27 protein-coding genes are annotated in these 25,886 nt (G+C 68.0%); 8 read left to right on the forward strand and 19 right to left on the reverse strand.

All coding sequences use genetic code 11. The annotated features are described in order from the left end of the window. Positions 1 to 207: 207 nt before the first annotated feature. Positions 208 to 1,752 carry an IMP dehydrogenase gene (gene guaB / locus ACFWFP_RS13905; RefSeq protein WP_379295143.1) on the reverse strand — a complete coding sequence of 515 codons (1,545 nt, stop codon included), beginning with the start codon at positions 1,750 to 1,752 and terminating at the stop codon, positions 208 to 210. Positions 1,753 to 1,973: 221 nt separating this feature from the next. Between guaB and ACFWFP_RS13910 the strand changes: the two genes are divergently transcribed. Further along, positions 1,974 to 2,387, forward strand: a complete 414-nt coding sequence (locus ACFWFP_RS13910) for a DUF5319 domain-containing protein (RefSeq protein WP_022567296.1) — start codon at positions 1,974 to 1,976, stop codon at positions 2,385 to 2,387. Positions 2,388 to 2,553: 166 nt separating this feature from the next. Here ACFWFP_RS13910 and ACFWFP_RS13915 read toward each other — a convergent pair whose 3' ends face one another. The 3 genes from ACFWFP_RS13915 to ACFWFP_RS13925 form a co-directional block, all read right to left on the reverse strand. Further along, entirely contained in the window at positions 2,554 to 3,672 is a 1,119-nt protein-coding gene (locus tag ACFWFP_RS13915) for an anti-sigma-D factor RsdA (protein ID WP_379295144.1), read from the reverse strand. Beyond that, on the reverse strand, positions 3,665 to 4,243 hold the full coding sequence (locus ACFWFP_RS13920; RefSeq protein WP_056818204.1) for a sigma-70 family RNA polymerase sigma factor: 579 nt from the start codon (positions 4,241 to 4,243) through the stop codon (positions 3,665 to 3,667). Before ACFWFP_RS13920 ends, ACFWFP_RS13915 begins: the two co-directional genes overlap by 8 nt. Positions 4,244 to 4,399: 156 nt before the next feature. After that, positions 4,400 to 5,233: a hypothetical protein gene (locus ACFWFP_RS13925; RefSeq protein WP_379295145.1), complete on the reverse strand. Its 834-nt coding sequence runs from the start codon at positions 5,231 to 5,233 to the stop codon at positions 4,400 to 4,402. Positions 5,234 to 5,853: 620 nt separating this feature from the next. On the opposite strand from ACFWFP_RS13925, the gene ACFWFP_RS13930 reads away from it, so the two are divergent. The 3 genes from ACFWFP_RS13930 (at position 5,854) to ACFWFP_RS13940 (ending at position 7,165) form a co-directional block, all read left to right on the forward strand. Further along, on the forward strand, positions 5,854 to 6,147 hold the full coding sequence (locus ACFWFP_RS13930) for a WhiB family transcriptional regulator (RefSeq protein WP_022567299.1): 294 nt from the start codon (positions 5,854 to 5,856) through the stop codon (positions 6,145 to 6,147). A gap of 147 nt (positions 6,148 to 6,294) precedes the next feature. After that, the gene (locus ACFWFP_RS13935) at positions 6,295 to 6,912 is read left to right on the forward strand and encodes a sigma-70 family RNA polymerase sigma factor (RefSeq protein ID WP_378635331.1); all 618 of its coding nucleotides are present in this window, start codon (positions 6,295 to 6,297) and stop codon (positions 6,910 to 6,912) included. A 1-nt stretch (position 6,913) separates the two neighbouring features. Then, positions 6,914 to 7,165 carry a hypothetical protein gene (locus tag ACFWFP_RS13940; protein ID WP_379295146.1) on the forward strand — a complete coding sequence of 84 codons (252 nt, stop codon included), beginning with the start codon at positions 6,914 to 6,916 and terminating at the stop codon, positions 7,163 to 7,165. Between the two features lie 55 nt (positions 7,166 to 7,220). On the opposite strand, the gene groL is transcribed toward ACFWFP_RS13940, so the two are convergent. Together groL and groES are read right to left on the reverse strand one after the other, a co-directional pair. Then, positions 7,221 to 8,831 carry a chaperonin GroEL gene (gene groL / locus ACFWFP_RS13945; RefSeq protein WP_379295147.1) on the reverse strand — a complete coding sequence of 537 codons (1,611 nt, stop codon included), beginning with the start codon at positions 8,829 to 8,831 and terminating at the stop codon, positions 7,221 to 7,223. Between the two features lie 144 nt (positions 8,832 to 8,975). Continuing rightward, entirely contained in the window at positions 8,976 to 9,275 is a 300-nt protein-coding gene (gene groES / locus ACFWFP_RS13950; protein WP_056818214.1) for a co-chaperone GroES, read from the reverse strand. Positions 9,276 to 9,640: 365 nt separating this feature from the next. Between groES and ACFWFP_RS13955 the strand changes: the two genes are divergently transcribed. Beyond that, complete coding sequence (locus tag ACFWFP_RS13955; protein ID WP_379295148.1) at positions 9,641 to 11,119, forward strand: Hsp70 family protein; 1,479 nt, start codon at positions 9,641 to 9,643, stop codon at positions 11,117 to 11,119. 60 nt (positions 11,120 to 11,179) lie between these two features. Here ACFWFP_RS13955 and tsaD read toward each other — a convergent pair whose 3' ends face one another. The 7 genes from tsaD to ACFWFP_RS13990 all read right to left on the reverse strand — a co-directional run bounded on the left by tsaD (position 11,180) and on the right by ACFWFP_RS13990 (position 17,682). After that, a complete protein-coding gene (tsaD, locus tag ACFWFP_RS13960) occupies positions 11,180 to 12,226 on the reverse strand; it encodes a tRNA (adenosine(37)-N6)-threonylcarbamoyltransferase complex transferase subunit TsaD (RefSeq protein ID WP_379295149.1) in 1,047 nt (348 codons plus the stop codon). Next, on the reverse strand, positions 12,223 to 12,717 hold the full coding sequence (gene rimI, locus ACFWFP_RS13965) for a ribosomal protein S18-alanine N-acetyltransferase (RefSeq protein WP_379295973.1): 495 nt from the start codon (positions 12,715 to 12,717) through the stop codon (positions 12,223 to 12,225). The genes tsaD and rimI overlap by 4 nt, the downstream gene beginning before the upstream one ends. 29 nt (positions 12,718 to 12,746) lie before the next feature. Continuing rightward, entirely contained in the window at positions 12,747 to 13,439 is a 693-nt protein-coding gene (gene tsaB / locus ACFWFP_RS13970; RefSeq protein ID WP_379295150.1) for a tRNA (adenosine(37)-N6)-threonylcarbamoyltransferase complex dimerization subunit type 1 TsaB, read from the reverse strand. Positions 13,440 to 13,504: 65 nt separating this feature from the next. Continuing rightward, positions 13,505 to 13,960 carry a tRNA (adenosine(37)-N6)-threonylcarbamoyltransferase complex ATPase subunit type 1 TsaE gene (gene tsaE, locus ACFWFP_RS13975; protein ID WP_056818220.1) on the reverse strand — a complete coding sequence of 152 codons (456 nt, stop codon included), beginning with the start codon at positions 13,958 to 13,960 and terminating at the stop codon, positions 13,505 to 13,507. Further along, positions 13,953 to 15,029, reverse strand: coding sequence for an alpha/beta fold hydrolase (locus ACFWFP_RS13980; protein ID WP_379295151.1), 1,077 nt, complete (start codon positions 15,027 to 15,029; stop codon positions 13,953 to 13,955). Before ACFWFP_RS13980 ends, tsaE begins: the two co-directional genes overlap by 8 nt. Further along, complete coding sequence (gene alr, locus ACFWFP_RS13985) at positions 15,026 to 16,162, reverse strand: alanine racemase (protein ID WP_379295975.1); 1,137 nt, start codon at positions 16,160 to 16,162, stop codon at positions 15,026 to 15,028. The genes ACFWFP_RS13980 and alr overlap by 4 nt, the downstream gene beginning before the upstream one ends. A 71-nt stretch (positions 16,163 to 16,233) precedes the next feature. Beyond that, on the reverse strand, positions 16,234 to 17,682 hold the full coding sequence (locus tag ACFWFP_RS13990; RefSeq protein WP_379295152.1) for a bifunctional ADP-dependent NAD(P)H-hydrate dehydratase/NAD(P)H-hydrate epimerase: 1,449 nt from the start codon (positions 17,680 to 17,682) through the stop codon (positions 16,234 to 16,236). A gap of 71 nt (positions 17,683 to 17,753) precedes the next feature. On the opposite strand from ACFWFP_RS13990, the gene ACFWFP_RS13995 reads away from it, so the two are divergent. After that, positions 17,754 to 18,179, forward strand: a complete 426-nt coding sequence (locus tag ACFWFP_RS13995; protein ID WP_379295153.1) for a plastocyanin/azurin family copper-binding protein — start codon at positions 17,754 to 17,756, stop codon at positions 18,177 to 18,179. A 36-nt stretch (positions 18,180 to 18,215) separates the two neighbouring features. On the opposite strand, the gene glmS is transcribed toward ACFWFP_RS13995, so the two are convergent. Next, positions 18,216 to 20,096 (reverse strand): glutamine--fructose-6-phosphate transaminase (isomerizing), encoded by a 1,881-nt coding sequence (gene glmS, locus ACFWFP_RS14000; RefSeq protein WP_379295154.1) that lies wholly within the window; start codon positions 20,094 to 20,096, stop codon positions 18,216 to 18,218. Positions 20,097 to 20,132: 36 nt separating this feature from the next. On the opposite strand from glmS, the gene ACFWFP_RS14005 reads away from it, so the two are divergent. Next, positions 20,133 to 20,987 (forward strand): dienelactone hydrolase family protein, encoded by an 855-nt coding sequence (locus ACFWFP_RS14005; RefSeq protein WP_379295155.1) that lies wholly within the window; start codon positions 20,133 to 20,135, stop codon positions 20,985 to 20,987. 70 nt (positions 20,988 to 21,057) lie between these two features. On the opposite strand, the gene ACFWFP_RS14010 is transcribed toward ACFWFP_RS14005, so the two are convergent. The 5 genes from ACFWFP_RS14010 to ACFWFP_RS14030 form a co-directional block, all read right to left on the reverse strand. Beyond that, a complete protein-coding gene (locus tag ACFWFP_RS14010) occupies positions 21,058 to 21,414 on the reverse strand; it encodes a hypothetical protein (RefSeq protein WP_379295156.1) in 357 nt (118 codons plus the stop codon). 31 nt (positions 21,415 to 21,445) lie between these two features. Continuing rightward, positions 21,446 to 23,005, reverse strand: a complete 1,560-nt coding sequence (locus tag ACFWFP_RS14015; RefSeq protein WP_379295157.1) for a hypothetical protein — start codon at positions 23,003 to 23,005, stop codon at positions 21,446 to 21,448. Between the two features lie 31 nt (positions 23,006 to 23,036). Beyond that, positions 23,037 to 23,489, reverse strand: a complete 453-nt coding sequence (locus ACFWFP_RS14020; protein WP_379295158.1) for a hypothetical protein — start codon at positions 23,487 to 23,489, stop codon at positions 23,037 to 23,039. 17 nt (positions 23,490 to 23,506) lie between these two features. After that, positions 23,507 to 23,815, reverse strand: coding sequence for a DUF6802 family protein (locus tag ACFWFP_RS14025; RefSeq protein ID WP_379295159.1), 309 nt, complete (start codon positions 23,813 to 23,815; stop codon positions 23,507 to 23,509). Between the two features lie 92 nt (positions 23,816 to 23,907). Then, positions 23,908 to 24,099 carry a PspC domain-containing protein gene (locus ACFWFP_RS14030; protein ID WP_063057023.1) on the reverse strand — a complete coding sequence of 64 codons (192 nt, stop codon included), beginning with the start codon at positions 24,097 to 24,099 and terminating at the stop codon, positions 23,908 to 23,910. Positions 24,100 to 24,243: 144 nt separating this feature from the next. On the opposite strand from ACFWFP_RS14030, the gene ACFWFP_RS14035 reads away from it, so the two are divergent. Beyond that, positions 24,244 to 25,884 (forward strand): ABC-F family ATP-binding cassette domain-containing protein, encoded by a 1,641-nt coding sequence (locus tag ACFWFP_RS14035; RefSeq protein ID WP_379295160.1) that lies wholly within the window; start codon positions 24,244 to 24,246, stop codon positions 25,882 to 25,884. Positions 25,885 to 25,886 lie beyond the last annotated feature (2 nt).

Here is a 25,886-nt window from a genome sequence, read left to right on the forward strand (position 1 = left end):
GTCAGGCACCGCCGCTTGCTCCTTCGTCGCCTACGCGGCGGCGCCTGACCGGCGACCCGGCCGCGAACCGCCGCTTCGCGGCGGACCCTCCTCGAGGTCGGGTCGTGCGGGGCCGGGAGTGCCGGTAGGCGGCGGACTCGGAGCCTGCCTGCATTGCCCTTGTGCGCCGGGAGCGTACCTCCCGGCGCACAAACGCATCTATTGTACTCAGCCGCGCCCGGTGTAGTTCGGGGCCTCGACGGTCATCGTGATGTCGTGCGGGTGGCTCTCCTTGAGACCCGCGGCGGTGATCTGCACGAACTGCGCGCCCTGGAGGTGCTCGATGTTCTGCGAACCGGTGTAGCCCATCGCGGCACGCAGGCCGCCGACGAGTTGGTGGATCACCTGGTTGACCGGGCCACGGAACGGAACGCGGCCTTCGATGCCCTCGGGGACGAGCTTGTCCTCGGCGAGCACGTCGTCCTGGAAGTAGCGGTCCTTGGAGTACGACTTGGCCTGGCCACGGCCCTGCATGGCACCGAGCGAGCCCATGCCGCGGTAGGCCTTGAACTGCTTGCCGTTGACCAGCACCAGGTCGCCGGGCGACTCGGCGGTGCCCGCGAGCAGCGAGCCGAGCATCACGGTGGACGCGCCCGCGGCGATGGCCTTGGCGACGTCGCCGGAGTACTGCACGCCACCGTCGGCGATCACCGGCACACCGGCGGCCTTGCACGCGGCGACGGCTTCGAGGATCGCGGTGATCTGCGGCGCGCCGACACCGGCGACCACGCGGGTGGTGCAGATGGAGCCGGGGCCCACACCCACCTTCACCGCGTCGACGCCCGCCTCGACGAGCGCGGCGGCACCGGCGCGGGTGGCGACATTGCCGCCGACGACCTGGATCCGGTCACCGACCTCGGCCTTGACCTTCGCGACCATCTGCAGCACCTGCGACTGGTGGCCGTGCGCGGTGTCGACGATCAGCACGTCGACCCCGGCGTCGGCCAGCGTCATGGCCCGCGACCAGGAATCCTCGCCGACACCGATCGCGGCGCCGACCAGCAGCCGGCCGTCGCGGTCCTTGGTGGCGTTGGGGTACTGATCGGTCTTGACGAAGTCCTTGACCGTGATCAGCCCGCGCAGCCTGCCGTTGCCGTCGACGATCGGCAGCTTCTCGATCTTGTGGCGGCGCAGCAGACCCAGCGCGGCCTCGGCGGTGACGCCCTCACGGGCGGTGATCAACGGCGCCTTGGTCATCACCTCGTCGACGCGGCGGTCCTGATCGACCTCGAAGCGCATGTCGCGGTTGGTGATGATGCCCACCAATGCACCGGTCTCGTCCACCACCGGCAGACCCGAGATGCGGAAGCGGGCGCACATGGCGTCGACCTCGGCGAGGGTATCGGTGGGACGACAGGTGACCGGGTCGGTCACCATGCCCGCCTCGGAGCGCTTCACCGTCTCCACCTGGGCGGCCTGATCGGCGGCCGACAGGTTGCGGTGCAGCACACCCATCCCGCCCGCACGCGCCATGGCGATGGCCATGCGCGCCTCGGTGACGGTGTCCATGGCCGAGCTCACCAGCGGGGTGCGCAGGGTGATGTCCCTGGTCAGCTTGCTGGAAGTCTCGACCGAGCTGGGGATGAGATCCGATGCGGCAGGCAGCAACAGCACGTCGTCGAACGTGAGGCCGAGCATGGCGATCTTGGTCGGATCGTCGCCCCCCGTAGGAGGGCGCACCGCGATTCGTTCGCCCGACACGGGATTACTCATTCGGATCGACCCCTCCTGGTCGTCATAGCTACCGACGCGATGGACACGGTGCGTCGATGCTCGAGCGGAAAAAGCTTTCGGATGGTCGGCTGGAACAAAGTCGCCGACGCCTGTATTCCATGGTATCCGGCGCCCGCGGACGCCTGTGAAGTGAGCCCTTCCGCAAAACTTGCCCCCCGCATCGCTGGCGCGATGCACCGAGTACTGCGTACCGTGGGGATGTGCGTGACCATCTACCACCTGGCCTGCCGCCGGATCCCTTCGCCGGAGACCCCTCCGACCCGTCTGCCGCGCTCGATGCGATCGAGCCCGGTGAGCCGTTGGATCCTCATGAGCGCCTCGCGGTCGAGGAAGATCTCGCAGACCTCGCCGTATACGAAGCCCTGCTGGCCCACCGCGGTATCCGCGGTCTGGTCGTCAGCTGTGAGGATTGTCGGCAAGATCACTACCACGACTGGGACATGCTGCGGGCGAACCTCCTACAGCTACTGGTCGACGGCACCGTCCGTCCACACGAGCCCGCCTACGACCCCACCCCCGAGGCTTACGTCACGTGGGACTACTGCCGCGGCTACGCGGACGCGTCGATGAACGAGGCGTTCCACGGCGACGGGTTCGACGGGTTCGACAACTGAGCTCTCCGGCGGCTCGGCACAGCTGAGTCGTCGCGGCGCCCGCGCTCCCCGCTCTCGGTCACGCGTGAGTGGGCGAGCACGCGGGCCCGCACCGGAACCTCCCCAGCACAAGACGAAGGCCCCGAACCTGTTCGGGGCCTTCGTCTTTGTTCAATTCATCGTTGCGCTACGGCGAGGGCACCGGGGGCGGCGACTGCAGGATGGTCGCCGGCGGCGGCACCTGCTGCGTGGGCGGCAAGCTCGGCAGGGGTGCGGATGTCGGGACCACCGTCGTCGGCACAGTGACGACCGGCGGTGATTCGACGATGGTGGTCGGTGGCGTGGTCGGGTCGACGGTCGCCGGTGGCGGAGTCACCGGCGGCTGTGTCGGCTGCGTCGGCTCGACCGGCGGCTGGGTCGGCTCGACCGGAGCCACCGGCTTGGTCTCCGGGCCCGGCGTCTGCAGGATGACCGGCGGCGGGGCCGACGGATCGGTGGTGCCCGCTCCGGGACCGGTCGGCGCCACCGGCGCGGTGGTGCCCGGGTTCGTCGCAGGCGGGACCTGAACGGGCGAGCTCGGCTTGGTGGCCGGCGCGGTGGTGGTCGGCGGCAGTTGCGCGCCGATCTCCGGGGCGACCTTGATCAGCTGATCTCGCAGCAGGTTCCAGCGCGCGATCAGATCGTCACGCTTGGCCGGGTCGTCGACCTGGCCCGCATTGGCCGAAGCCTGTTCCAGCCTGGCCTTGGCCTGTTCCGGATTGCCCGAGGTGAGCAGGTTCTGTGCGGCGAGCAGATCTTCGTCGGCGTACTGCACGACGGTAGACTGCGCTTGCTCGCTGAACACGACCTCCTTGACCCGCCACAGCGGATCGCCGGGAGCCGCGCTGTAAGCGAAGGCCGTGATACCGCCGAACACCAGCGCCAGTGCCGCCGCTGCCCCGAAAATCGGGCGGACCAGTCGTAGACGTCCGCGCGAGGAAGCTCCGACTCGAACCTGCCGCGCGCCGATCTCCTGATTGACGGCCGCGAACACGGTGTCGAGATCAGGGCCCGCGGGCAGCGGCTCGGCCATTAGGTCGGCCCGCCAATCCGCGAGTAACGACGCCAGCTGGAACTCTTCGGGACTGTCGGTACGCACCGGACCATCGCTCGCGATCGCGTCGATCAGCGCATCATCGCTGCGCACCGCCGCAATGTCGACCGGCCCGGAGTCACCGGCATCCTCGGCGGCGTAGGGACCGCTGTCGTGCGATCCGCGCTGCCACGCTTTCCGGTCGCCTAGACCGCGCTCGCCATCCCTAGCCATACATTTCACCTGCCCTCGCCACTTGTGACTTCAGTTTCGCGAGTGCCCTGTGCTGGGCAACCCGTATCGCCCCCGCCGTGCTGCCCACGGCGACTGCGGTTTCCTCTGCTGACAGACCCATGACCAAGCGCAGGATCAGGATCTCTCGATGCTTCTCGGGGAGCGTTGCCAGCAGAGTGTTCATCTGCCTGCTCGTCTCCGAGTCGAGAGCCCGCTGTTCCGGCCCGTGGTCGGTGGATATGACATCTGGTACTTCGGCCATCGCCTCCGCCTTGTTACGGGCGGCGTTGCGATGGGCGTCGGCGACCTTGTGCGAAGCGATTCCGTACACGAAGGCCATGAAGGGCCGACCCTGATCCTGATAGCGGGGCAGGGCGGTCATCACAGCCAAACAGACCTCTTGCGCAACATCGTCCGCGGAGAGCTGTCCGCGCTCCGCGGCTCCGATCCTGGCCCTGCAGTAGCGAACTACCAAGGGACGGACCAGTTCCAATACCCGAGCTAAAGCGGTCCTGTCGCCCTGCGCAGCCGCAGCGACGGCGAGGTCCAACTCTTCGCCCATATGCGTCATCGTCAGAGATTTTCCTGGCGTTACGAGTGGCGCGGTCGAATGTGACCGAGCTTCCACCGAAAGGGCGGAACGGCACTAACAATAGCGACCCCCGGATCGGCCGCCAGCGGGCGTGGTCGCTTCTAACCGTGCTCTCAGAAAGATCATCCGGAGCAATCACGCACCCAGCGGGGCGATGTCCCCACCCCAGGCCCGTAGACGGGCGCCATGATCTGCGGCTTCGTCCGCCGCGTCGCGCGCTCGAGCCGGTTCGGCGACTCCCGAACGCAGCATCGCGGTGGCCCAACGCAGTGGGAGAAGGCCGTTTTCGCGGCAGTCCGCGTCGACCCGCACGGCCAGTTCCGCGGACCCGGCGAGGTCGCCGGTCGCGGCTGTCGCGGCCGCGACGAGCAGTGCCGATTTCACCTGGTGACGCACAGAGGGAAGCGCCGCGGCGAGGTCGACCGCCGCGACCGCGTCGCGGAGCGCTTCGTCCGCCGCACCGCCGGCGAGCGCGGTCTCGGCACGCACCCAACGCCAGCGCACCTCGGCTCGCGCGGGTGCCTCGGCGAGCAGTGGCTCGACCCGGCCGAGCAGTGTTCGGGCCAGCGCGAGCCGACCGGTGCCCAGGGCGTCGGCAGCCAGGCCCGTATACGCGTCGGCGAGCGCCTGCGCGCGAGACGCTCCGGTGGCGCCGAGCGCGATCGCCGCGGCGCGACCGTCGAACGCCGCCGCGCCCGCGTGATCGCCGAGCTGGCGCAGCAGCGATCCACGGGTGCTCTCGACCAGGGATTTCAGGCCGGGATCGGTCACCGTTCTGGCCAGTATCCGCAGGTCAGCACGGGCGGCGGCGTAGCGACCCTGGCCACCGAGCGCGACCGCGCGGTACCACCGCGACACCGGGTCCGCCGGCTCCGGCAACTCCGTAGCGGCCAGGCCCGGAGTGGGCCCGAAAGCCGTCGAAGCGAGTATTTCGGAACCGATATCCGCGGGTGAGGCCGTTGTCTGCACGCCGAGACTCTAGCCGCCGACGTTCCCGGGCAGTTCCCATGTTATGGATCAACGAGGGGCAATCAGCAAACAATCAGCATTTACCTCGAGTGTCGATGTTGCCATCAGGTAAATCTCCGCTACCCGATGCCGCTACCGGAAAGTCTCGAATTCACATGCGTTTCGCGCAATTAACCTTCACGCCCCGTTTTCGCCATCTCCGCGCGGGCCCGCCGCGGCGGCCGCTGTGATCCAGCACACCCACTCACCTCGGGCGCCACCGGCGCGAACCCGGCTCCGACCGGCGCGACCTGGGAAAACTCACCATGTCGGGAATACCCCGAGACACCCGATCCATAGCCAACCAAACAGTATGGAGGGATCGGGTATGAAATGTAAATAGTGAGGAGGTTAAATTTCGGCGTTGCAGATTTACTGAACTCATGCGCCGAACTATTGACGGAAATTCCCGCCTGCACCTAACGTAGCTCATCGCCACGGTTGGCGCCGCGCGAAATCGCAGCGACCGCCGAGCGGCACCGTCAGGCACCGTCGAGCCGGCCACCCCAACCGGGTGGCGCGAAGACCTGCCGCACCACTCGCTCGACAACGCTGACGAGCTCGCGCCTCAAGGAGTTCACATGCCCATGCCCACCCACCTCCCCGGACCGAACGCCGATGTCTGGGACTGGCAGATGCGTGGCTCGTGCCGCGGTCAGGACTCCGCGGTCTTCTTCCACCCCGACGGCGAACGCGGCCGCGCCCGCACGGCGCGCGAGATGCGCGCCAAGGAAATCTGCCGGGCCTGCCCCGTACTGATGCAGTGCCGCACCCATGCCCTCAAGGTCAGCGAGCCCTATGGCATCTGGGGCGGTATGTCCGAGACCGAACGCGAGATGCACGCTCGTCGCAACCGGCGACGGATGGCCGTCTGAGGTCCCGCGAGCCCCGTCTGGCCGGGTTGGCAAATCTGTTCCAATCCGCTGGCCATGGCGCGCCGAATCCCTAGCAAACAGCTGGCACCCGAATAAGGGCACCCCCGGTCGCGGGGAGGTCATAGCCTCGGGCTAGATTCGTGACCGATGACACAGAATGGGTTCCGAAGCGAAGCCTTTCCACCGAGCGTGGATTCTGCGGTTACCGCACGCGCGGCCGAAGGAGTCGAGCTAGCTGCACTGCTGGAACGATGCGGTCTGTCCGACCAGCAGGCCTTTGCCGAGCTGTACGACCGAACGTCCGCGCGCGTTTTCGGCCTGGTCCTGCGGGTGCTCCACGACCCCGGGTACGCGGAGGAGACCACTCAGGAGGTCTATCTCCAGATCTGGCGTACCGCCACGAGTTTCGACCCCGCCAAGGGGTCGGCGGTGACCTGGCTGATGACGTTGGCGCACCGGCGCGCGGTCGACCGGGTTCGCGCCGAGCAAGCCCACACCCAGCGCGAGGTCGCGTACGGGATCAGGGTGCTCGGCCACGAATTCGACGAGGTCACCGAGGAGGTGGAACGCAGACTAGAACAACAGGCCGTCCAGCGCGGACTCTCGACCCTCACCGAGACCCAGCGCGAGGCGATCTCGCTCGCCTACTACGGCGGGCGGACCTACGCGGAGGTAGCGACATACCTCGGCATCGGGTTACCGACCGTTAAGTCCCGAATTCGGGACGGATTGACACGACTGAAGAAAAGTTTGGGGGTGACGTGAGATGAACGAAGCCCAGATCGATCTCGCGCACGCCGTCGCGCTCGGATTGATCGACGACGAAGACCATCACGCGATCCAGACCATCATCGATACCGAAGACCCCACCCTGTGTACGCAGTTCCTGCGAGAGGTTCGCGGTACCCGCGAAGCTCTCGCCCAGCTCGCGTCCGCAACCCCCACCCCACCGCCACCGTCCCTGCGCGTCCGTTTACTGGCCGCACTGAATGCCGAAGATCCCCCGGTAGCCAGCTAGCGGACAACGAAAGGCCCCCAGACCGCCTTCGCGATCCGGGGGCCTTCGTTATGCGTCAGTGCGCGTGACCGTGGTGGCCGTGGTCGTCGTCGGCCTCGGCCGGCTTCTCCACGATGGCGCTCTCGGTGGTCAGGATCATCCGCGCGACCGAGGCGGCGTTCACCACGGCGGAACGGGTCACCTTGACCGGGTCGACGACACCGTCGGCGAGCAGGTCGCCGTAGGTCAGGGTGGCGGCGTTGAAGCCTTCCTTGCCCTCGGAGACCTTGGCGACGACAACCGCACCGTCGAGACCGGCATTGCCGGCGATCCAGTACAGCGGCGCCTCGAGGCCCTTGCGAACCACCTCGACACCGACAGCCTTGTCGCCGGTGAACGAGTCACGCAGCTCGACCAGCGCGGCAGCGGCGATCACGAGCGCCGAACCACCACCGGGGACGATGCCCTCCTCGACCGCGGCCTTGGCGGCGGCGACCGCGTCGTCGACGCGGTACTTGCGCTCCTTGAGCGCGGTCTCGGTGGCAGCGCCGACCTTGATCACCGCGACGCCACCGGCCAGCTTCGCCAGACGCTCTTCGAGCTTCTCGCGATCCCAGTCGGAGTCCGAGGCCTCGATCTCGCGACGCAGCTGCGCGCTGCGGCCCTTGATCTCGTCATCGGTGCCCGCGCCGTCGATCAGCACGGTCTCGTCCTTGGTGACGACGACGCGACGCGCCTGACCCAGCTGCTCGATGGTGGCCTCGCGCAGGGTGACGCCGAGATCGGGGTTGATCACGGTGCCACCGGTGACGACGGCCAGGTCGTCGAGGAACGCCTTGCGGCGGTCACCGAAGAACGGCGCCTTGACGGCGACAGCCTTGATGGTCTTGCGGATCGAGTTGACCACCAGGGTGGACAGCGCTTCGCCGTCGACGTCCTCGGCCACGATCAGCACGGCCTTGCCGGACTCGGCGATCTTCTCCAGCAGCGGCAGCAGATCGGGCAGCGAGCTGATCTTGTCGCGGTGCAGCAGGACGTAGGCGTCCTCGAGCACGGCCTGCTGGGTCTCGGGGTCGGTCTGGAAGTAGGGCGAAAGGTAACCCTTGTCGAACTGCACACCCTCGGTGATGACGAGTTCGGTGTTCGTGGTCGAGGATTCCTCGACGGTCACGACGCCGTCCTTGCCGACCGTGGTGAGTGCCTTACCGACCATCTCGCCGATTTCGGAGTCACGTGAGGAAACGGTGGCGACCTGGGCGATGGCCTTCTCGCCGGAAACGGGGGTGGCCAGCGCGAGCAGCACCTCCGACACCTTCTCGGCGGCAGCGGCGATGCCCTGGCCGAGGGTGATCGGGTTGGCACCCGCGGCGACGTTCTTCAGACCGCCGCGCACGAAGGCCTGGGCCAGCACGGTGGCGGTGGTGGTGCCGTCGCCCGCGACGTCGTTGGTCTTGGTGGCGACGCTCTTGACGAGCTGGGCGCCGAGGTTCTCGAAGGGGTCCTCGAGGTCGATCTCACGCGCGATGGTGACACCGTCGTTGGTGACGGTCGGGCCACCGAAAGCCTTGGCCAGCACCACATGCCGGCCACGGGGGCCGAGGGTCACCTTGACGGCGTCGGCCAGCTTGTCGACACCGCGTTCCAGAGCCCGGCGAGCCTTTTCGTCGAACTCGATCTGCTTGGGCATAAGTTCCAATCCTTAGTCATGTCGCGCACAACTCGACGCTGCGCTCGATCCCACTTGCCAGCCGATACGCCGAAGGCGCTGGGCAACGCAATCCGCCCCGGGCCTGTGAAGACGCCGGGGCGGAACGCTGATGCGGCGTCGGCCTTACTTGGTGACGACGGCCAGGATGTCGCGCGCCGAGAGGATGAGGTATTCCCCACCCTGGTACTTGATCTCGGTGCCGCCGTACTTGCTGTAGATGACGACGTCGCCTTCCTTGACGTCGACCGGGATGCGGTCACCCTTATCGGTGACGCGGCCCGCGCCGACGGCAATGACGGTGCCCTCCTGCGGCTTCTCCTTGGCCGTGTCCGGGATGACCAGGCCGGAGGCCGTCGTCGTCTCGGCCTCGTTGGCCTGGACGAGGATCTTGTCCTCGAGCGGCTTGATGTTCACGCTCGCCACGTTGAGCCCTCCACTTTCAGGGGAAATTCGGTCGTCCGGAACTGGTGTCCCGGACCGGGTTTCGGTCACTCGCGACCCTGCGCACAGCCCCGTCGTCGCGGGTGCCGGAGCCGAAGCCCAGAAGTCGACTTGGCACAAGTACAGCTACGCAATGCCCACTGGTACGTGCCGACTAGCACTCTATACGCGAGAGTGCCAGCACTCAAGGTCGGGTTCTGCCGATGTCGCATTTTCGACACGCCCACACTCGCCAGTGATCTTCACATCGCCTGCCACAATCTGTAACGTTCGCATAACAGGCTGTGACATAGCACAGGAAGGCGCCATCCGCTCGGAGAGCACCATCGGCTTGAAGGGAGGTGAACATGCGAACATCCCTCGGCATCTCGGCCGGGAACGAGGTGGTGTGCTCGGCATTGGTCGCGACGGGGCCCGCGGGCGAGCAGACTTTCGACTACCGGGTCGTTTCCGCAGATGAGGCACATTCCGATCTCGGCGATCTCGTGTCGTCCTCGATCGAATTGATGACCACCCAGCTGCCGGTGTCACAGGCGGCGATGGCGGGCGAACCACTCGGCCGCTATTCCGGCGGCCACCGTCGCGCCGAGTCCGTCCGGTCGCGTCCACCGACCAGTGTCGCCGTCGCCTACCGCAACAAGGAACAGGCACAAGCCATTCGGGCGGCCACCACGCGCCACCGTGACCTGCGGCTCGTCACCGAGGGCGCCGCCGCCCTCGCCTATCTGCGCCACACCGGCCTGCTCGACCGCTACGCCACCGTCGCCGTGATCGACCTCGGCGCGACCGGACTCACCGTCACCGTGGCCGATTACACCGAGAACGCGGTGCTGCACACCGAACGGACGCCGACGCTGAGCGGCAACGCGATCGACGAGCTGATCTACCACCACCTGGTCGACCTGCACTACGCCCGACGCGGCACCCGGCCCAACCGCACCACGCTGACCAACCGTGGCCGCGCGGCCAAGGAACACCTGTCGCTGGCTCCCGTGGTCACCATCGATCATGTCGCGGGACAGGGGTTGGAGCTCACCCGTCCCGATTTCGAGGAGCTCATCGACGGCCTGCTGCGCAATATCGCGCTGTTCTCGTCGTCGGTGTTCACCCGCGCGCCGAAGTACCCCGACGCGGTCGCCGTGATCGGCGGTTGCGCCAATATCCCGTGTGTCATCGACATTCTCGACTCGCGCCTCGACGTCCCCGTGTTCACCGTGCCCGACCCCGAGGCCGTGATCGCCAAGGGCGCCGCGCTGGTCGCCGACGCCGCCGCGCCGTCCGGGCTGTCGGGCGGCACGCACGCCGACGCACCGAGCGGCACCTTCGCCAAGGTCGTCGGCACCCTTGTCGGCGCGGTCGTGGTGGTCGGCCTGGTGATCGGCTACGGCGTGCAGGCGGTCTCGCCCGACGCCCCCGATGTCACCCCCGCGGGCACGAGCAGCACCGTGCGTCAATCACCCTTACCCCCGGTGCCCTCACCGGCACCCGGCCCCGCCAATCGCGAGAGCACCGAACGCACCGGCGCCACGGTCGCCCCGCCCGCCACCGAAGCACCCAACGCCACCACCGGGGCGCCGGCACCGCCGGCGAGCCCGAACGCCACCTCGCCCGCCGCGCCCACGGCCCCCACCCTGCGCCCCGATCCGAATCTGCCGCAGATTCCCTACCCCGAGTCCCCCCTCGGTCGCCTGGACAGCGGCTCCTCCGGCGGCGGACAACGTCCCTCCACCCCCAACACCTCCCCCACGCAGGTCCCCGCCAACAGCACCCTGCCGATCCCGTCGGCCACCGCGACGGACGAAATCCCCTTACCGCCGACCGATTAGCGCAAGGCGGACCGATGACGGGGTCCTTCAGGGGTGCCGTACGGCCGGGTAGGACGGACCCTAGCCGCGCAGGGCGCTCACCGAGACCGGCAGCCCCGGATCCGTGGCGACAGTCAGTTCAGCAGGCTGCGCACCCGCCGCGATCACATGCGCGCCCAGCGCCGCGATCATCACACCGTTGTCTGTGCACAGCCGTGGCTTGGGTACCCGAAGCGTCAAACCCGCGGCGGTACACCGCTCTTCGGCGAGTGATCGAATGCGCGAGTTGGCGGTGGCGCCACCCCCGAGAACGATCGTGTCGACACCGATGTCGGTTGCCGCGCGAACCGCCTTCATCGTCAGCACATCCGCGACCGCCTCCTGAAAGGATGCGGCGATATCGGGAATGGGCAGCTGGTCGGGCGCGATGCCCTGACGCTGCGCGGCCTCGACGTAGCGGGCCACCGCGGTCTTGAGGCCGGAGAAGGAGAAGTCGTAGCGCGCGTCACGGGGCCCGGTCATGCCACGGGGAAAGGCGATCGCCCGCGCATCGCCCGAGGTGGCGGCGGCATCGAGGGCGGGCCCGCCGGGATATCCGAGACCGAGCAGCCGCGCGACCTTGTCGAACGCCTCGCCCGCGGCATCGTCGACGGTGCTACCGAGTTCGGTGATCGGCTCACCGAGATCCGTGACCTGCAACAGATGCGTGTGCCCACCGGACACCAGCAGCGCCACCGCGGGCGGCATCGGCCCGTGCTCGAGCGTATCGACCGCCACATGCCCACCGAGGTGGTTGAGCGCGTAGAACGGCACATCCCACGCCGCCGCATACGCCTTGGCTGCGGCCACCCCCACCAGCAGCGCACCGGCCAGCCCCGGCCCGATGGTGACGGCGAGCGCGTCGGGCTTGCTGATCTTCGCGGTCGCCAGCGCACGACGCATCGCGGGCACGATCGCCTCGAGATGCGCGCGCGAGGCGATCTCGGGTACCACGCCACCGAAGCGGGCGTGCTGGTCGACGCTGGAGGCCACCTCATCGGCGAGTAGCTCGACGGAGCCGTCGGAATGACGGCGCACGATGCCGACTCCCGTTTCGTCGCACGAGCTTTCGATCCCCATGACGATCACGACAACACCTCGTCCTGCCGACCGCGCGCGGCCCATTCATCGGCCGCGGCGGTCAGTTCCGGACGGCGCATCGTGTACGCGTCGGCACCGCTGGGGTGGTAGTAGTTCTTGCGCAGCCCGATGATGTGAAACCCGTGCTTGGCGTACATCGCGATGGCGGGAGCGTTGTCGGTGCGCACCTCGAGGAACACCGGCCCACCGCGTTCGGCCGCCGTGGCCAGCAGCGCTTCGAGCAGCAGTGTGCCGATGCCGGCCCGGTGACATTCCGGGTCGACGCCGATCGTGTGCACCTCGGCCTCGGGGTGGGCGTCGTCGCCGAGCAGGGCGATGCCCGCGTAGCCGACCATCACCCCGTCGGCCGTACGCGCGGTGATGTAGCGGTTGTGCCCGCCGGCCAGCTCGGACCGGAACGACACCGCCTGCCACGGGTCGTCCTCGGGAAACAGCAGGTGCTCGAGTTCGACGCAGCGGTCGATATCGGGCAGCGTCATGGGAGCGATCAGGTACTCGGTCACGGCACTCACGCCCCGGTCCGGTCGAGTGTGCGGAAACTGTTTTCCACCGCATCGGGCCTGCGCAGATACAGCGGCACCAGCGCTTGCGGCGTCTCTCCCGCCAGCAGCGCCGACGCCGCGACAGTGACCAGCCCGGCAGGCGAGGGCGTCTCGCTGGGCAGCACCGGCAGATCGAAGAAGTCCACGTGCGCGGCCGACCCGGCGATCGCCGCGGCCTCACCCACCGGCACGTCGACGGCCTTGTTCACCTCGGGGCCGGCGACCCGCGCCCCGTTCAGATACTTGGCCCAGTACACCTCGCGCCTGCGCGCGTCGGTGACCACCAACAGCTCGCCGGGATCGCGCTTCTCACCGATGGTGTCGGCGGCGATGGCGTCGAGACTGCACACCCCGTGCACGGGTAACCCGAGCGCGTCACCGAAGGCGGCCGCGGTGGCCATTCCCACACGGAGCCCGGTGAACGGTCCAGGTCCGAGCCCGACGACCACCGCGTCGAGCTCGTCGCGGCGCACCCCCGCCTCGGCTAGGCACTCCAGGATCTGCGGAGTGAGGACCTCGGCGTGCGCGCGGGCGTCGACCTTCACGCGGGCAGCGAGCGTCGCCACGGCGGGCCGGGTGCCGGGTTCACCGGCAGGTGACAGGTGCACCAATCCCGCTGTAACGGCGGGTGTCGCGGTGTCGACTGCTAGTACGAGCATGATTGTCTCAACAATACCGGGTGGTATCGGCGCTCGGCGCGCACCGGTGCGCGGGTGATCGCGCGTTATTCGATCCATTCCCAGATCGCCGTGCGCACATCGGATTCCGGCTCCCGGGCGAGTTGCACTCGCAGGTGCCGGTCGGCGAGGTGTTCGACGACCCCCTTGCCCCATTCCACGACGACGACCGCGTGGTGCAGGTCGGTGTCGAGGTCGAGCGAGTCCAGTTCGTCGAGGTCGCCCGCGAGGCGATAGGCGTCGACATGCACCATCGCCACCCCGGGCGTGCCGTCCGGCCGCACGCCGGCCTTGTGCGCCCGCGCGATGATGAACGTCGGTGAGCTGACCCGGCCCGCGACACCGAGTCCGGCGGCGATTCCTCTGGTCAAAGCGGTTTTACCGGCGCCGAGCGGGCCGTCGAGCACGACCAGGTCACCCGGTCGCAGGGTGGCCGCCAGTTCGCGGCCGAACGCTTCGGTGTCCTCGACGGTGTCGAGAACGCGCTGGTGCGGGTCAGCCACCGACGGCCTCCTCACCGTGGCTGCCGGTGAATCCCGCGCGCGCCAGCAGCCGGTCGAGTGCGGCCAGGCTCACCTCGGGGAACTGCAGGTGCGGCATGTGCGCCGCCCCACCCACCCGGACCAGATCGCTGCCCGGCAGTTCCGCCGCCAGTTCGCGGGAGTTGCGGAACGGGATCACCACGTCGTGCGCACCGCCCAGGATCAGTACCGGCAGCTCGTCCAGGACGGACAGTGCGGCGGATTCATCGTGCAGCTCAATCGCTTTCAGGAACTTTTCGATGGTGCCGACCGGTGTGCGGTCGATCATCATCGTGGTGAATCGCGACAGCGTCGGACTCACAGGGCCGTGGAACGAACTCACGTGCAGGATCGGCGTCACCACCTGCTTGCTCGCGCTGCGGCTGAACTGCACCAGCGTCGGCGCCGTCCGCACCGCCAACCGGAAGCCGTCGACCGCGGGATGCCGGATCAGTTGCGAGATCCCGGTCGCGGTCACCTCCGCGGCGGCGGTGCTCAGCAGCCCGACCGCGCGCACCCGCGCCGCGAACAGTTCGGGGAACTGCGCGGCCGCCGCGAGCACGGCCATCCCGCCGAGCGAATGCCCGACCAGCACCACCGGTCCCATCGGCGCGCACTCACGGATCACCGTGGCGAGGTCGCGACCGAGCTGGGCGACCGTGCAGCTGTCGGTGCTCGGTGTGCCGGAGCGTCCGTGTCCGCGCAGGTCGAAGAACACCATCCGCACCCGCGACCCCCACTGCTGCGCGAGATCGCGGCGCTGGAAGTGGAAGGACTCCATGCTGTTGCAGAAGCCGTGCACGAAAACGACCGTGACCTCGGCGGAGTCGTCACCGAAGGTGCGGGTGGCCAGCGACACGCCGTCGTCGGCGAGCACCATGCCCGGTTCGTCCTCATCGATCAGGGCGAAGTTCTCGTCCCGGTATTCGTCGCGTTCGGCGGGCCACATCACCCGCGCGCCGATCTGGCGCAGGGTATGGGCGATGGCCAGGCCCGCGAGCAGCCCCGCGGTCGCCAGACCACCGCGGCGGATCACCGTGCGCCGGGTCATCGGCCGGTACCCACGTAACGACGGACCACACGTCCACGCGGCGCGCAGACGACCTCGTAGTCGATCGTGTCCAGCGCCCGTGCCCAGTCGAGCGCGTGTGGCTGTCCCGCGCCGCCGCCGAACAGCACCGCGTGGTCGCCCTCGCGCACGCCGTCCGGGTTGTCGCCGAGGTCAACCATGAACTGGTCCATGCACACCCGTCCGACATTACGGTGTCGCGCCCCGCCCAACCACACCTCGAAACGCCCACTGAGCGACCGGAATACACCGTCGGCATATCCCGCGGGCACCAGCGCGACCGTGGTGTCACGCGGTGCCACCCACCGGTGCCCGTACGACACGCCCTCCCCCGCCGCCACCTGTTTCACCAACGCGACCTCCGCCTGGAATGTCATCGCGGGCCGCAGACCGAATTGTCCGAGCTCCGGAATGGGCGAAAGCCCGTATACCGAGATACCCGGCCGAACCATGTCGAACCGCAGATCCGGTCTGGTCAAGGTGGCCGCCGAATTCGACAGGTGGACGAGCTCGGGTTCGAGACCGTGCTCCTTGGCCAGCGCGATCGCCTCGACGAACCGGTCCCGCTGCCGATCCACCATCGGATGCCCCGGCTCATCGGCGTGCGCGAGATGGGAGAAGATCGCCCGCAACCGGACCACCTGCCCGTCGACGAGTTCCCGCACCGCCCGCAAGACCTGCGGGTACTCGGTCACCGACACCCCGTTGCGATTGAGCCCGGTATCCACCTTCAACGTCACCGTCGCGGTCTGCCCCGCCGCCACCGCGGCCCGCTCCACCGCCCGCAACTGCGCCAGCGACGACACTCCGATCTCGAGATCCCCCGCCACGGCGCCCGCGTAGTCAGCGTCGACAGTATTGAGCCAGCACAGCACCGGCGCCGTGATCCCCGCCGCCCGCAAGGCCAGCCCCTCGCCCACGGTGGTCACTCCCAGCTCCCGCGCCCCCGCCCCCAACGCGGCCCGAGCCACCTCCACCGCCCCATGGTTGTACCCGTCGGCCTTGACCACCACCATCACAGCAGCCCCGTGCGCGTACTCCCGCAACACCCGCACATTGTGAGCAATGGCATCCAAGTCGACGACCGTCTCCACTTGCGCATTCACACCCCCGATCGTGCCAGGACCCGCCGAATACCCCGTACCTGGGGCGTCCTGGGACTACCAGTGCTCGGCTTCGTCCGGGACTACCAACCCGGGCCCCCACCGACCTCCCGCAAAACCCGCACCGCGCCCCGAACATGCCCCAGCAACGGCGTAGCGGAAATCGGCGCCCCCGCCTCCCGTCCCCCATGAGCAGCCAGATTCGCCGCCAGTGCATGCGCCCGAGCCCCCGCAGCCGCGGCCCAGCCCGCCTCACACCCCGCAGCGAGCAACGCGCCGATAATCCCCGACAGCACATCCCCCGACCCCGGGGTAGCGGCCCAATCCCCACCCGCGTCGTTGACCAGCGTCGCCTGCCCCGGCGAAGCGATCACCGTTGCCCGTCCCTTGAGCAGAACAGTCACCCCCCACTCCTCGGCCAGCCTTCGAACCGCCCCCACTCGATCCGCCCCCACCGCGCCCCCGGTCAGCCGAGCGAATTCCCCCGCATGCGGCGTCAGCACCGTCACCCCGGCGCGCCCCCGCACCAGCCCCGGTTCCTCGGCGAGAATCGTCAACCCATCCGCGTCCACCAACACCGGCAGATCAGTACCCAGGACCTCGGCCAGCCGATCCCTGGCCCCCGGATCAGTACCACCGCCCGGCCCGACCACCCAGGCCTGCACCCTCCCGGTCTCCGACATCGACGCACTGGCGACAACTTCGGGGAAGTTCTCCAAGACCTCGGTATCGGAGCCCACATACCGAACCATCCCCGAGGTCGCCGCCACCGCGGCTCCTGTGCACAGCACCCCCGCCCCCGGATACTTCGCACTCCCCGCGCAAACCCCCGTCACCCCCTGACTGTATTTGTCATCAGCGGGCCCCGGCACCGGCCACCCGGCCCCCACCGCCCCCGGATCGAGTTGCGCCAGCCCAGCCTCCGGAAGCCGTAATCCGATCGGCACCAACACAATCCGCCCGCACCGTGGGACAGCCAACGCATGCACCGGTTTATAGGCGCCGAACGCGACCGTCACATCCGCCGTCACCGCGGGCCCGTCCACCGCCCCCGTAGTGGGATCGACCCCACTGGGCAGATCAGCGGAGACGATCGGAACATCGAGGGCAGCAACCATTTCCGCCGCCCCGGGCCGCAACGGACCCCGCCCGGAAATCCCCACGATCCCATCGATCACCAGATCAACAGAATCGAGCCGATCCACCACCCTCCCCCCAGCCGCCCGCAACGCGGCAAGCCCTTCCCCATGCGCCCGTTCAGGATCGAGCAGGACAGCCGATACCCGAACCCCTCGACGCCGCAGGAAAACCCCCGCCCACAACGCATCCCCACCGTTGTCCCCCGACCCCACCAGCAATCCGACGGTGCGCCCGACCACGCCCCCGGTCAGTGACCGCACTTCGTCGACGACCACCCCGGCCAGTCCGAAGGCCGCCCGTCGCATCGGCATCCCCGCAGGCACCCGCGTGAACAGCTCGGCTTCCGCCGCCCGCACCTCGTCGACGGTGTAGTAGCCACGCCGATCCGACATAGTCGCCTCCCAGCTGCCCGAAACGGGCCGCCGACCGGCCCGGGGTCGCTCGCAGACTACGCTCCACACCCATGTCGATGGTTCGTCACCGCGCCGCATCCGTCCGGTTTGTCGCCGGAACAGTCGTGGCCGCCGCCCTGTTGTCCGCCGGCTGTTCCGGCGACTCGGGAAACGCCGCCACCACAACAACCCGCAAACCCCGCCCGGTCAGCACCACGACCACCACCCAGCAGCACCCACCCACCAACCTCACGGTCGAGGTCGGCGGCATGAATTACGCCCCCGCCGATGCCACCATCAAGGTCGGCGAGACAGTCACCTGGAAGTTCTCCGACAAGGTGCCGCACAACGTGCAGGGCATCGGCGACAAGGCGATGGGCCTCAACAGTCCCATCTTCGACAAGGGCGAATGGTCCTACACCTTCACCCAACCTGGCACCTATCGCTACATGTGCACCCTGCACCCGGACATGCGCGGATCCATCACCGTCAAGTGACCCGCCGGCCTCGCGGCCGAGACCGGCGGCAAGCCCTTATTCGACGGTGACCGACTTGGCCAGGTTCCGGGGCTTGTCCACGTCGTAGCCCAGGGTCTGGGCCACCTCGGCGGCGAAGATCTGCAGCGGCACCGTGGACAGCAACGGCTGGTACAGGGTCGGGGCGGCCGGGATCTCGATCAGGTCGTCGGCGAACGGGCGCACGGTGTCGTCGCCCTCTTCGGCGATCACGATCGTCCTGGCACCACGGGCCTGGATCTCACGAATGTTGCTGAGCAGCTTGGAATGCAGCACCGCGCGCCCCTTCGGCGACGGCATCACGATGATCACCGGCAGACCTTCTTCGATCAGCGCGATCGGCCCGTGCTTGAGCTCACCCGCGGCGAAGCCCTCGGCGTGCATGTAGGCCAGTTCCTTGAGTTTGAGCGCGCCTTCGAGCGCCACCGGGTAGCCCACGTGACGACCGAGGAACAGCACCGTCGGCACGTGCGCCAGCTCGCGCGCGATGGCCCGCACCTGCGGCGCGGTCTCGAGCACCCGGGCGATCAGCTTCGGCATCGACTCGAGTTCGGCGAACTCGCGCGCCACCTCGTCGGGGTATTTGGTCCCGCGCGCCTGCGCCAGGGCCAGACCGACCAGATAGTTGGCGGCCACCTGCGCCAGGAACGCCTTGGTGGAGGCGACACCGATCTCGGGCCCGGTCCGGGTGTAGATCACCGCGTCGGACTCGCGCGGAATCTGCGCCCCGTTGGTGTTGCAGATGGCCAGCACGCGCGCCTTCTGCTCCTTGGCGTGGCGCACCGCCTCGAGCGTGTCGGCGGTTTCACCGGACTGCGAGATCGCCACCACCAGCGTCGATCGGTCCAGAACCGGGTCGCGGTAACGGAATTCGCTGGCGAGCTCCACCTCCACCGGCACCCGGGTCCAGTGCTCGATGGCGTACTTGGCGAGCAGGCCCGCGTGATACGAACTGCCACACGCCACGACGAACACCTTGTCGAACTCGCGCAGCTCCTGGTCGGCGAGGCGCTGTTCGTCGAGGACGATCCGGCCGCCTTTCTCGTCGATGACGAAATGCCCCAGCAGGGTGTCGGCGACCGCGGTCGGCTGCTCCTCGATCTCCTTGAGCATGAAGTAGTCGTGGCCGCCCTTCTCGGCGGCGGCGAGGTCCCAGTCGATGGTGAACGGCCTGCTGACCACCCCGTCGGTGTTGCCCGCGAAGTCGGTGACGCTGTAGCCGTCCTTCGTGATCACCACGGCCTGGTTCTGACCGAGCTCGACCGCCTCGCGGGTGTGCTCGATGAACGCGGTGACGTCGGAGGCGATGAACATCTCGCCCTCGCCGACCCCGACGACCAGCGGCGTCGACCGGCGAGCCGCCACGATCGTGCCGGGGTGGTCCGCATGGGTGAACACCAGCGTGAACGCGCCCTCGAGCCGCTGCAACACGGCGTGGACACTCGCGGTGAACTCGCCCGCGGTGGGACCGTCGGCGTACGCGCGCGCGACCAGGTGCACCGCGACCTCGGTATCGGTGTCGCTCGCCAGCTCGACGCCCGCGTCCTCCAGCTCGCGGCGCAGCGGCGCGAAGTTCTCGATGATGCCGTTGTGGACGACGGCGAGCTTGCCGGAGACGTCGCGGTGGGGGTGCGCGTTGCGGTCGGTCGGCGCGCCGTGGGTGGCCCAGCGGGTGTGGCCCATCCCGGTCGACCCGGCGAAACGCCCGGTCCCCGCCTCGTCCAGTTCGGCTTCCAGATTGGCCAGCCGCCCGGCCTTGCGTTCGACCGCGAGAGCACCGTTTCCGTCGAGGATCGCGACCCCCGCGGAGTCGTATCCGCGATACTCCATGCGTCGCAGCGCGTCGACGACAACGCCCAGCGCATCCCGGTATCCGACGTACCCCACGATTCCGCACATGGTCCCCCACCCTACTGATCGGATACTCTTCTCGCCGTGTCGGTGTCTGCAAAATCGCTCGTGAGCACCCTGTCCGTGCGCGGCCCCCACCGGGTACTGCGTGGGAACTTAGGGATCGCAGGTCAGCCGGGTGTGGTGTACACGCCCGAGTCCGGGCTGAACCTGCCCGCTGTCGCGTTCGCGCACGGCTGGCTCACCAGCTCCGAGAACTACAAGAGCCTGCTCGAGCACATCGCGTCGTGGGGTTTCGTGGTCGCCGCGCCCGATACCGAGCGTGGCCCGATCCCGTCACATCTGGACCTCGGCACCGACTTGCTCACCACGCTCGACATCGTCAGCAAGGTCCGGCTCGGTGACGGCACCATCAGCGTCCATCCCGACCGCCTCGCCCTCGCGGGCCACGGCATGGGGGCAGGCGCCGCGGTGATCGCCGCGGCGCAGCGCCGGGTAGCCGCCGTCGTAGCGCTTTTCCCGGCCCCCACCTCCCCCGCCGCGGAGAACATCGCCCCCGAGATCAGCGCACCCGGCCTGATCCTGACCGGCGACGACCTCGACTCGGTCAGCTCCAACGCCCGCCCCCTCGCCGCCGCCTGGTCGGGCCCGTCGATCCTGCGCACCATCGGCGGCGCCTCCCACAACGGCATCATCGAAGGCCGCCGCCTCTTCGCCGCCCTCGGCGCGGGCCGCTACGAACACAAAACCGACAAAACCACCCGAGCCCTGGTCACCGGCTACCTCCTCGCCACCCTCCTCGCCGACAAGAAATACGCGGTCTTCGCCGACCCGGAAGCCGAGATCCCCCACACCAAGGTGGTCGACCCGCACGCGGAGGTCGAGGTCGAGGCGCCGAAGCTGTCCATCGGCACGGTCGCCAAACTGATCCGCGGCTAGAAGCTCCGAGCTCACCGAGCGACGTCACCCCGGCGCGATCACCCTCCGAATTCGGCGGCGCGCCGGCGATTCAGACCAGCCAGCTCTTGCGCTGGTAGTACTCGGCTTCGGGATCGTCGTCGTCATACGGCGCGACGACGTCGTTCGCACGGCGCGCTGCCGCCGCGCGAGCAATGGCGTCGCGCTGCTCCTGCGCCTCTGATTCGAGGCGGTTCAGTTCGGCCTGGCGCTGTTCGGCTGCCGCCCTCGCCTTCTCGTCTTCCTCGGCCTGCGCGAGCACCAGCTCCAGACCGGCGGCAGTGCGCTCGGCATGGTCGCGGTCCCGGTCGGCAGTGGCACGGTTGATCGCGTCGAGTTCCTGATGCAGGATCGCCGTACGCCGGGCGTGCTCGTCGAAAATCTGCTCGAGTTCGAGGACATAGTTCATGAGCAGGGCTCCTCACATGATGAGCGGACGATCACAGCGGGCCTGCCTCAGCCAGCACTGCGCCGGTGTCGACCGGCTCTTCGGTATCACCGACAGGCAGCGGCTGCGAGTAATGCTCACCGTCGTCTTCGCGCTTGGTGGCACCCGGCATGCTCGGCGTGCTCGAAGCAGGCGTGCCACCCTCCTCAGCGGTTCCTGAACCGGAGCTCGGCGTGCCATCACCGATGACACCTTCTTCGGTCGCAGCGTCGTCGCCGGTGGGTTCACCCTCGCCGACAGGTTCGCCACTCTCGGTCGTGATGACCGGCTGGCCGTCGGCGCCGATCGTCATGCCGTATTCGGTGGACTGACCGTCGGCACCGGTGACGACCATCTTCAGGTTGCCGTCCTCGCCCATCTCGACTTTGACATTGTTTCCGGCCACGTCGAATTCCGCGGACTTGCCATCGATGACATCCGGCACCCCATCGCCGTCGGCATCCTGGAACACAGATTCGATCTGCCCGACCGCGTTCTCGATGCCTTCGGTGATCGTGGACGTGATGGTGTCCATGTTCTCGCTGAGCGTGCTGGCAGCTGTCGTCAACAGGTCCTTGGCAGCGTCGGTGACTGTGCTGACGATCTCGCTGACCGTGTCGTCGGTCGTCGTGGACGGCGTTGTCGTGGTGGGCGTTGTCGTCGTCGGTGTTGTCGTGGACGGCGTTGTCGTCGTCGGCGTTGTCGAGGCGGGGGTCGTCCCGGACGGCGTGGTCCCCGCGGGTGTCGTCCCGTCACCTTTGTTGTCGGTGGTGACAGTGCCTGCCGGTCGCGGATACGCCCCGCTGTCGAGCGCGTTGGTCGCTGTCGTCAGTACCCCGTACGCCAGCTTGACGGTGTCATCGGTGTTGGAGCACAGGGAAAGGAAGTTCGCCAGCTTGTCGTCGAAGTCAGGTTTGAAGACATCTCTCAACCACGCTTCGGCTTGCTGCTTGTCGTAAGCCGTCTTCCCGATGTAGGCAGTACCCAAGCCGGGGACGGCCATCGCAACGACGCCGAGGCCGATCGTCCCGACATCGACGACATCTGTCTCCTCGATCATCTCGTCGATGTCGCTGACGGTCTTTCCGCCGACCAACACCTGATTACCGCTGACCAGCGCCTTGACCCAATCCTTCTTACTGGTGACCAGCCCGCGCAATTTGGTCGTCGCGGTGGCGAACGCTTCCACCGCCGTGGACAATTTCGTACGGTCCTCGGTAGCCAGCGTCAGCTGTTGTCCGAGCATCGTCGCTGCGGCCTGGGCTGCCGCGCCGCTACTCCACACCGTGGACATCTTCTGTGAAAGCCCCTGCTGCACATTCCATTGCGTATCGGAGACCTGCAGCGCGTTGTACAGGGCTTCGGCCGTGTCAGCCAGCTTGTCCAGATTCATACCGCGCTGTTCGTCGTACTCCGCGCAGATCTTGGCTTCGGTATGACTGCAGTTGCCGAACGCCTTGTTGTATCTGGGGAGCAACTGGATGAAGTACTGCAACCCCGATGCACCGTCGTCGAGAAGCGAATCGACGTTCTGTCCGCGTATGCCCTCTACGGGGCTGCTCAACACCGTCATCGGTCGGCTCCCACCTGTCCTGCGTTGCTCACTACAGCGCCTGCCCTGCCTTGTTGGTCTGCTTGGCGTTTTCGGCGTCGGTGTTGGAGTAGGCAATCGACGAGGCGCCGATCGCATCACCTATCGCTGTGGTGGCCGAGCTCCAGTTGTTCAGCCACGCGATTGCGACATCGAGGCCTGCCGTGACGGTCTTTCCCTCGGCGGCGTAGTTCTTCCCCGCGTCACCTGAGCCGAACTTGTTGTCGGAAATGCGTTTCACGGTGTCCTTGACCGCACCGCCCGACATCTTCAAATCGTTGCCCAACTGCCCGAGTTCACCCGTCTGCACGCCCAGTGTGTTCGAGTACCCCATAGCGTCCCCTCCGTTCCGGATCCCGTTGCCGTCCCCCACCGTCCGGAAGACTCCCTGTCTTCTTGGACGCGCCAGGACCCGGATCGGTTCCACGATCACACGACGAATGCCGCTGTGCTCGGATTCGATCACAGCGGCACCCTCGTGCGCTACTTGTCCAGGTTCCCCTGGTCGGTCCGCCGCCACTCCGACGTGCCGTCGGGATGACGGTGGTACTCCCAGGCAGCGTAGTCGCCGTCCTCCTCGACGACGGTGACGTGGTCGGCCAGGCCGTCGTGGTCGTAGTCGGACCAGATGCTGGTCGAGTCGGTGTCGCTGGTGGAGAGGGAGTCGACGACGCCGTCGTGGTCGAGGTCGAGGGATGGGTTGTTCAGCTCGACGGGGCCGAGGCCGCCCAGGGACGAGTGGGCGTCGATGTCGGGTAGGCCGAGGCCGGGGAACTCACCCGAGGTGACCATGACTGCTCCTCCAACGGAAAACTCGCGGATGACGACGTGGCGGGGTTGGCCACCATCTTGTCATCCGCGAGCGGGCGCCGGGGAGTTCGGGGCTACTTGTTCGGGATGAGGATCCACATCGCCAGGTAGATCAGGAACTGGGGACCGGGCAGCAGGCAGGAGACGACGAAGACCAGGCGGACGACGTTGGGGTTCCAGCCGTAGCGTTCGGCGAGGCCACCGCAGACGCCGGCGATCCACTTGTTGCTGGTCGAACGGGTGAGGCGGCGGGCGGGGGCGGTCATGATGTTGCCTTCCTGTGGAGCGGTGATATCTCCACTGTGCCGTCGGAGCACCCGCGGTCGCATCGGTCCACAGACCCATCCACACCCTGATTTCGACGGGCCCCGGCCTCAGGGTCAGACCCCGAGACGGGCACAATTGTCGAGGTGAGCACGACATTGCACGCCAGCGGCCTGTCCGCGGGGCACGCCGAACGGACCCTGTTCGCCGACCTCGATTTCACTCTCGCCCCCGGCGATGTGATCGGGCTGGTCGGGGTGAACGGCGCGGGCAAGTCGACACTGCTGCGGATGCTGGCCGAGCGCGAGCCGGGCGAGGGCACCATCGCGTTGAGCCCGCCCGACGCGACCGTCGGTTATCTGACGCAGGAACCGGAACGCATCGAGGGCGAGACGGTGCTCGAATTCCTTTCGCGCCGAACCGGTGTCGCGCACGCCCAGCAGGTGATGGACGCGGCGGCCGAACGTCTCGGCGAGGGTGGCGACGACGACTACTCACCCGCGCTGGAACATTGGCTGGCGTTGGGCGGCGCGGATCTCGATCAGCGCGCCGAGGAGGTCGCCGCCGAGCTGGGGCTGACCCACGGCCTGGCCGGCGGCCTCGACACCCCGATGACGGGCCTGTCCGGCGGTCAGGCGGCACGCGCGGGGCTGGCCTCGGTGTTGTTGTCGCGCTTCGACATTCTGCTGCTCGACGAGCCGACCAATGACCTCGATCTCGACGGCCTGGACCGGCTGGAAAAGTTCGTCACCGGGGTGCGGGTGCCGCTCATGGTGATCAGCCACGACCGGGAGTTCTTGGCGCGCACTGTGAACAGCGTTCTCGAACTCGATCTGGCGCAGCAGCAGACCGGCTTCTACGACGGCGGCTACGACGCCTACCTCGCCGAACGCGAGATCGCCCGCAAGCACGCCCGCGAGGCCTACGACGAATTCGCCGACACCAAAGCGGGTTTGGAGTCGCGCGCGCAGATGCAGCGCAACTGGCTCGAGCACGGCGTGCGCAACGCCCGCCGTAAGGGCAAGAACGACTCCGACAAGATGGGCCGCAAGACCCGCGCGGAATCCACCGAGAAGCAGGCCGCCAAGGCCCGCCAGACCCAGCGCCGGATCGAACGCCTCGACGTGGTCGAGGAACCGCGCAAGGAATGGGAGCTGCGGATGGAGATCGCGACCGCTCCACGCAGCGGCGCGGTGGTCGCGACCGCCAACAACGCCACCCTCACGCGCGGCGAGTTCACCCTCGGCCCGATCACCACCCAGATCGATTGGGCCGACCGGATCGTGCTCACCGGCGCCAACGGCTCGGGCAAGTCGACCCTGCTCGGCCTGCTGCTCGGCAAGATCGCACCCGATTCCGGTTCGGCCGCACTGGGTTCCGGTGTCGAGATCGGCGAGGTCGACCAGGCCCGCGGGCTGTTCCGTGGTGACGACGCGCTGGCGGGCACCTTCGCCGCGGCGATGCCCGACTGGCCCGACGCCGAAGTCCGCACGCTCCTGGCCAAATTCGGGCTGCGCGGGCCGCACGTGCTGCGCGCTTGCGACACCCTGTCCCCCGGCGAACGCACCCGCGCGGCGTTGGCCCTGCTCCAGGCGCGCGGGGTGAACCTGCTGGTACTCGACGAGCCGACCAACCACCTCGACCTGCCCGCCATCGAACAGCTCGAGCAGGCTGTCGAATCCTTCACCGGCACGTTGATTCTGGTGACGCACGATCGCCGGATGCTGGATTCTGTTCGTGCGACCCGCCGTTGGCACATGTCCGGTGGGCTTCTCAGCGAGGAATGACG

It is taken from the genome of Nocardia sp. NPDC060249 (assembly GCF_042728755.1).
Taxonomy (GTDB): domain Bacteria; phylum Actinomycetota; class Actinomycetes; order Mycobacteriales; family Mycobacteriaceae; genus Nocardia.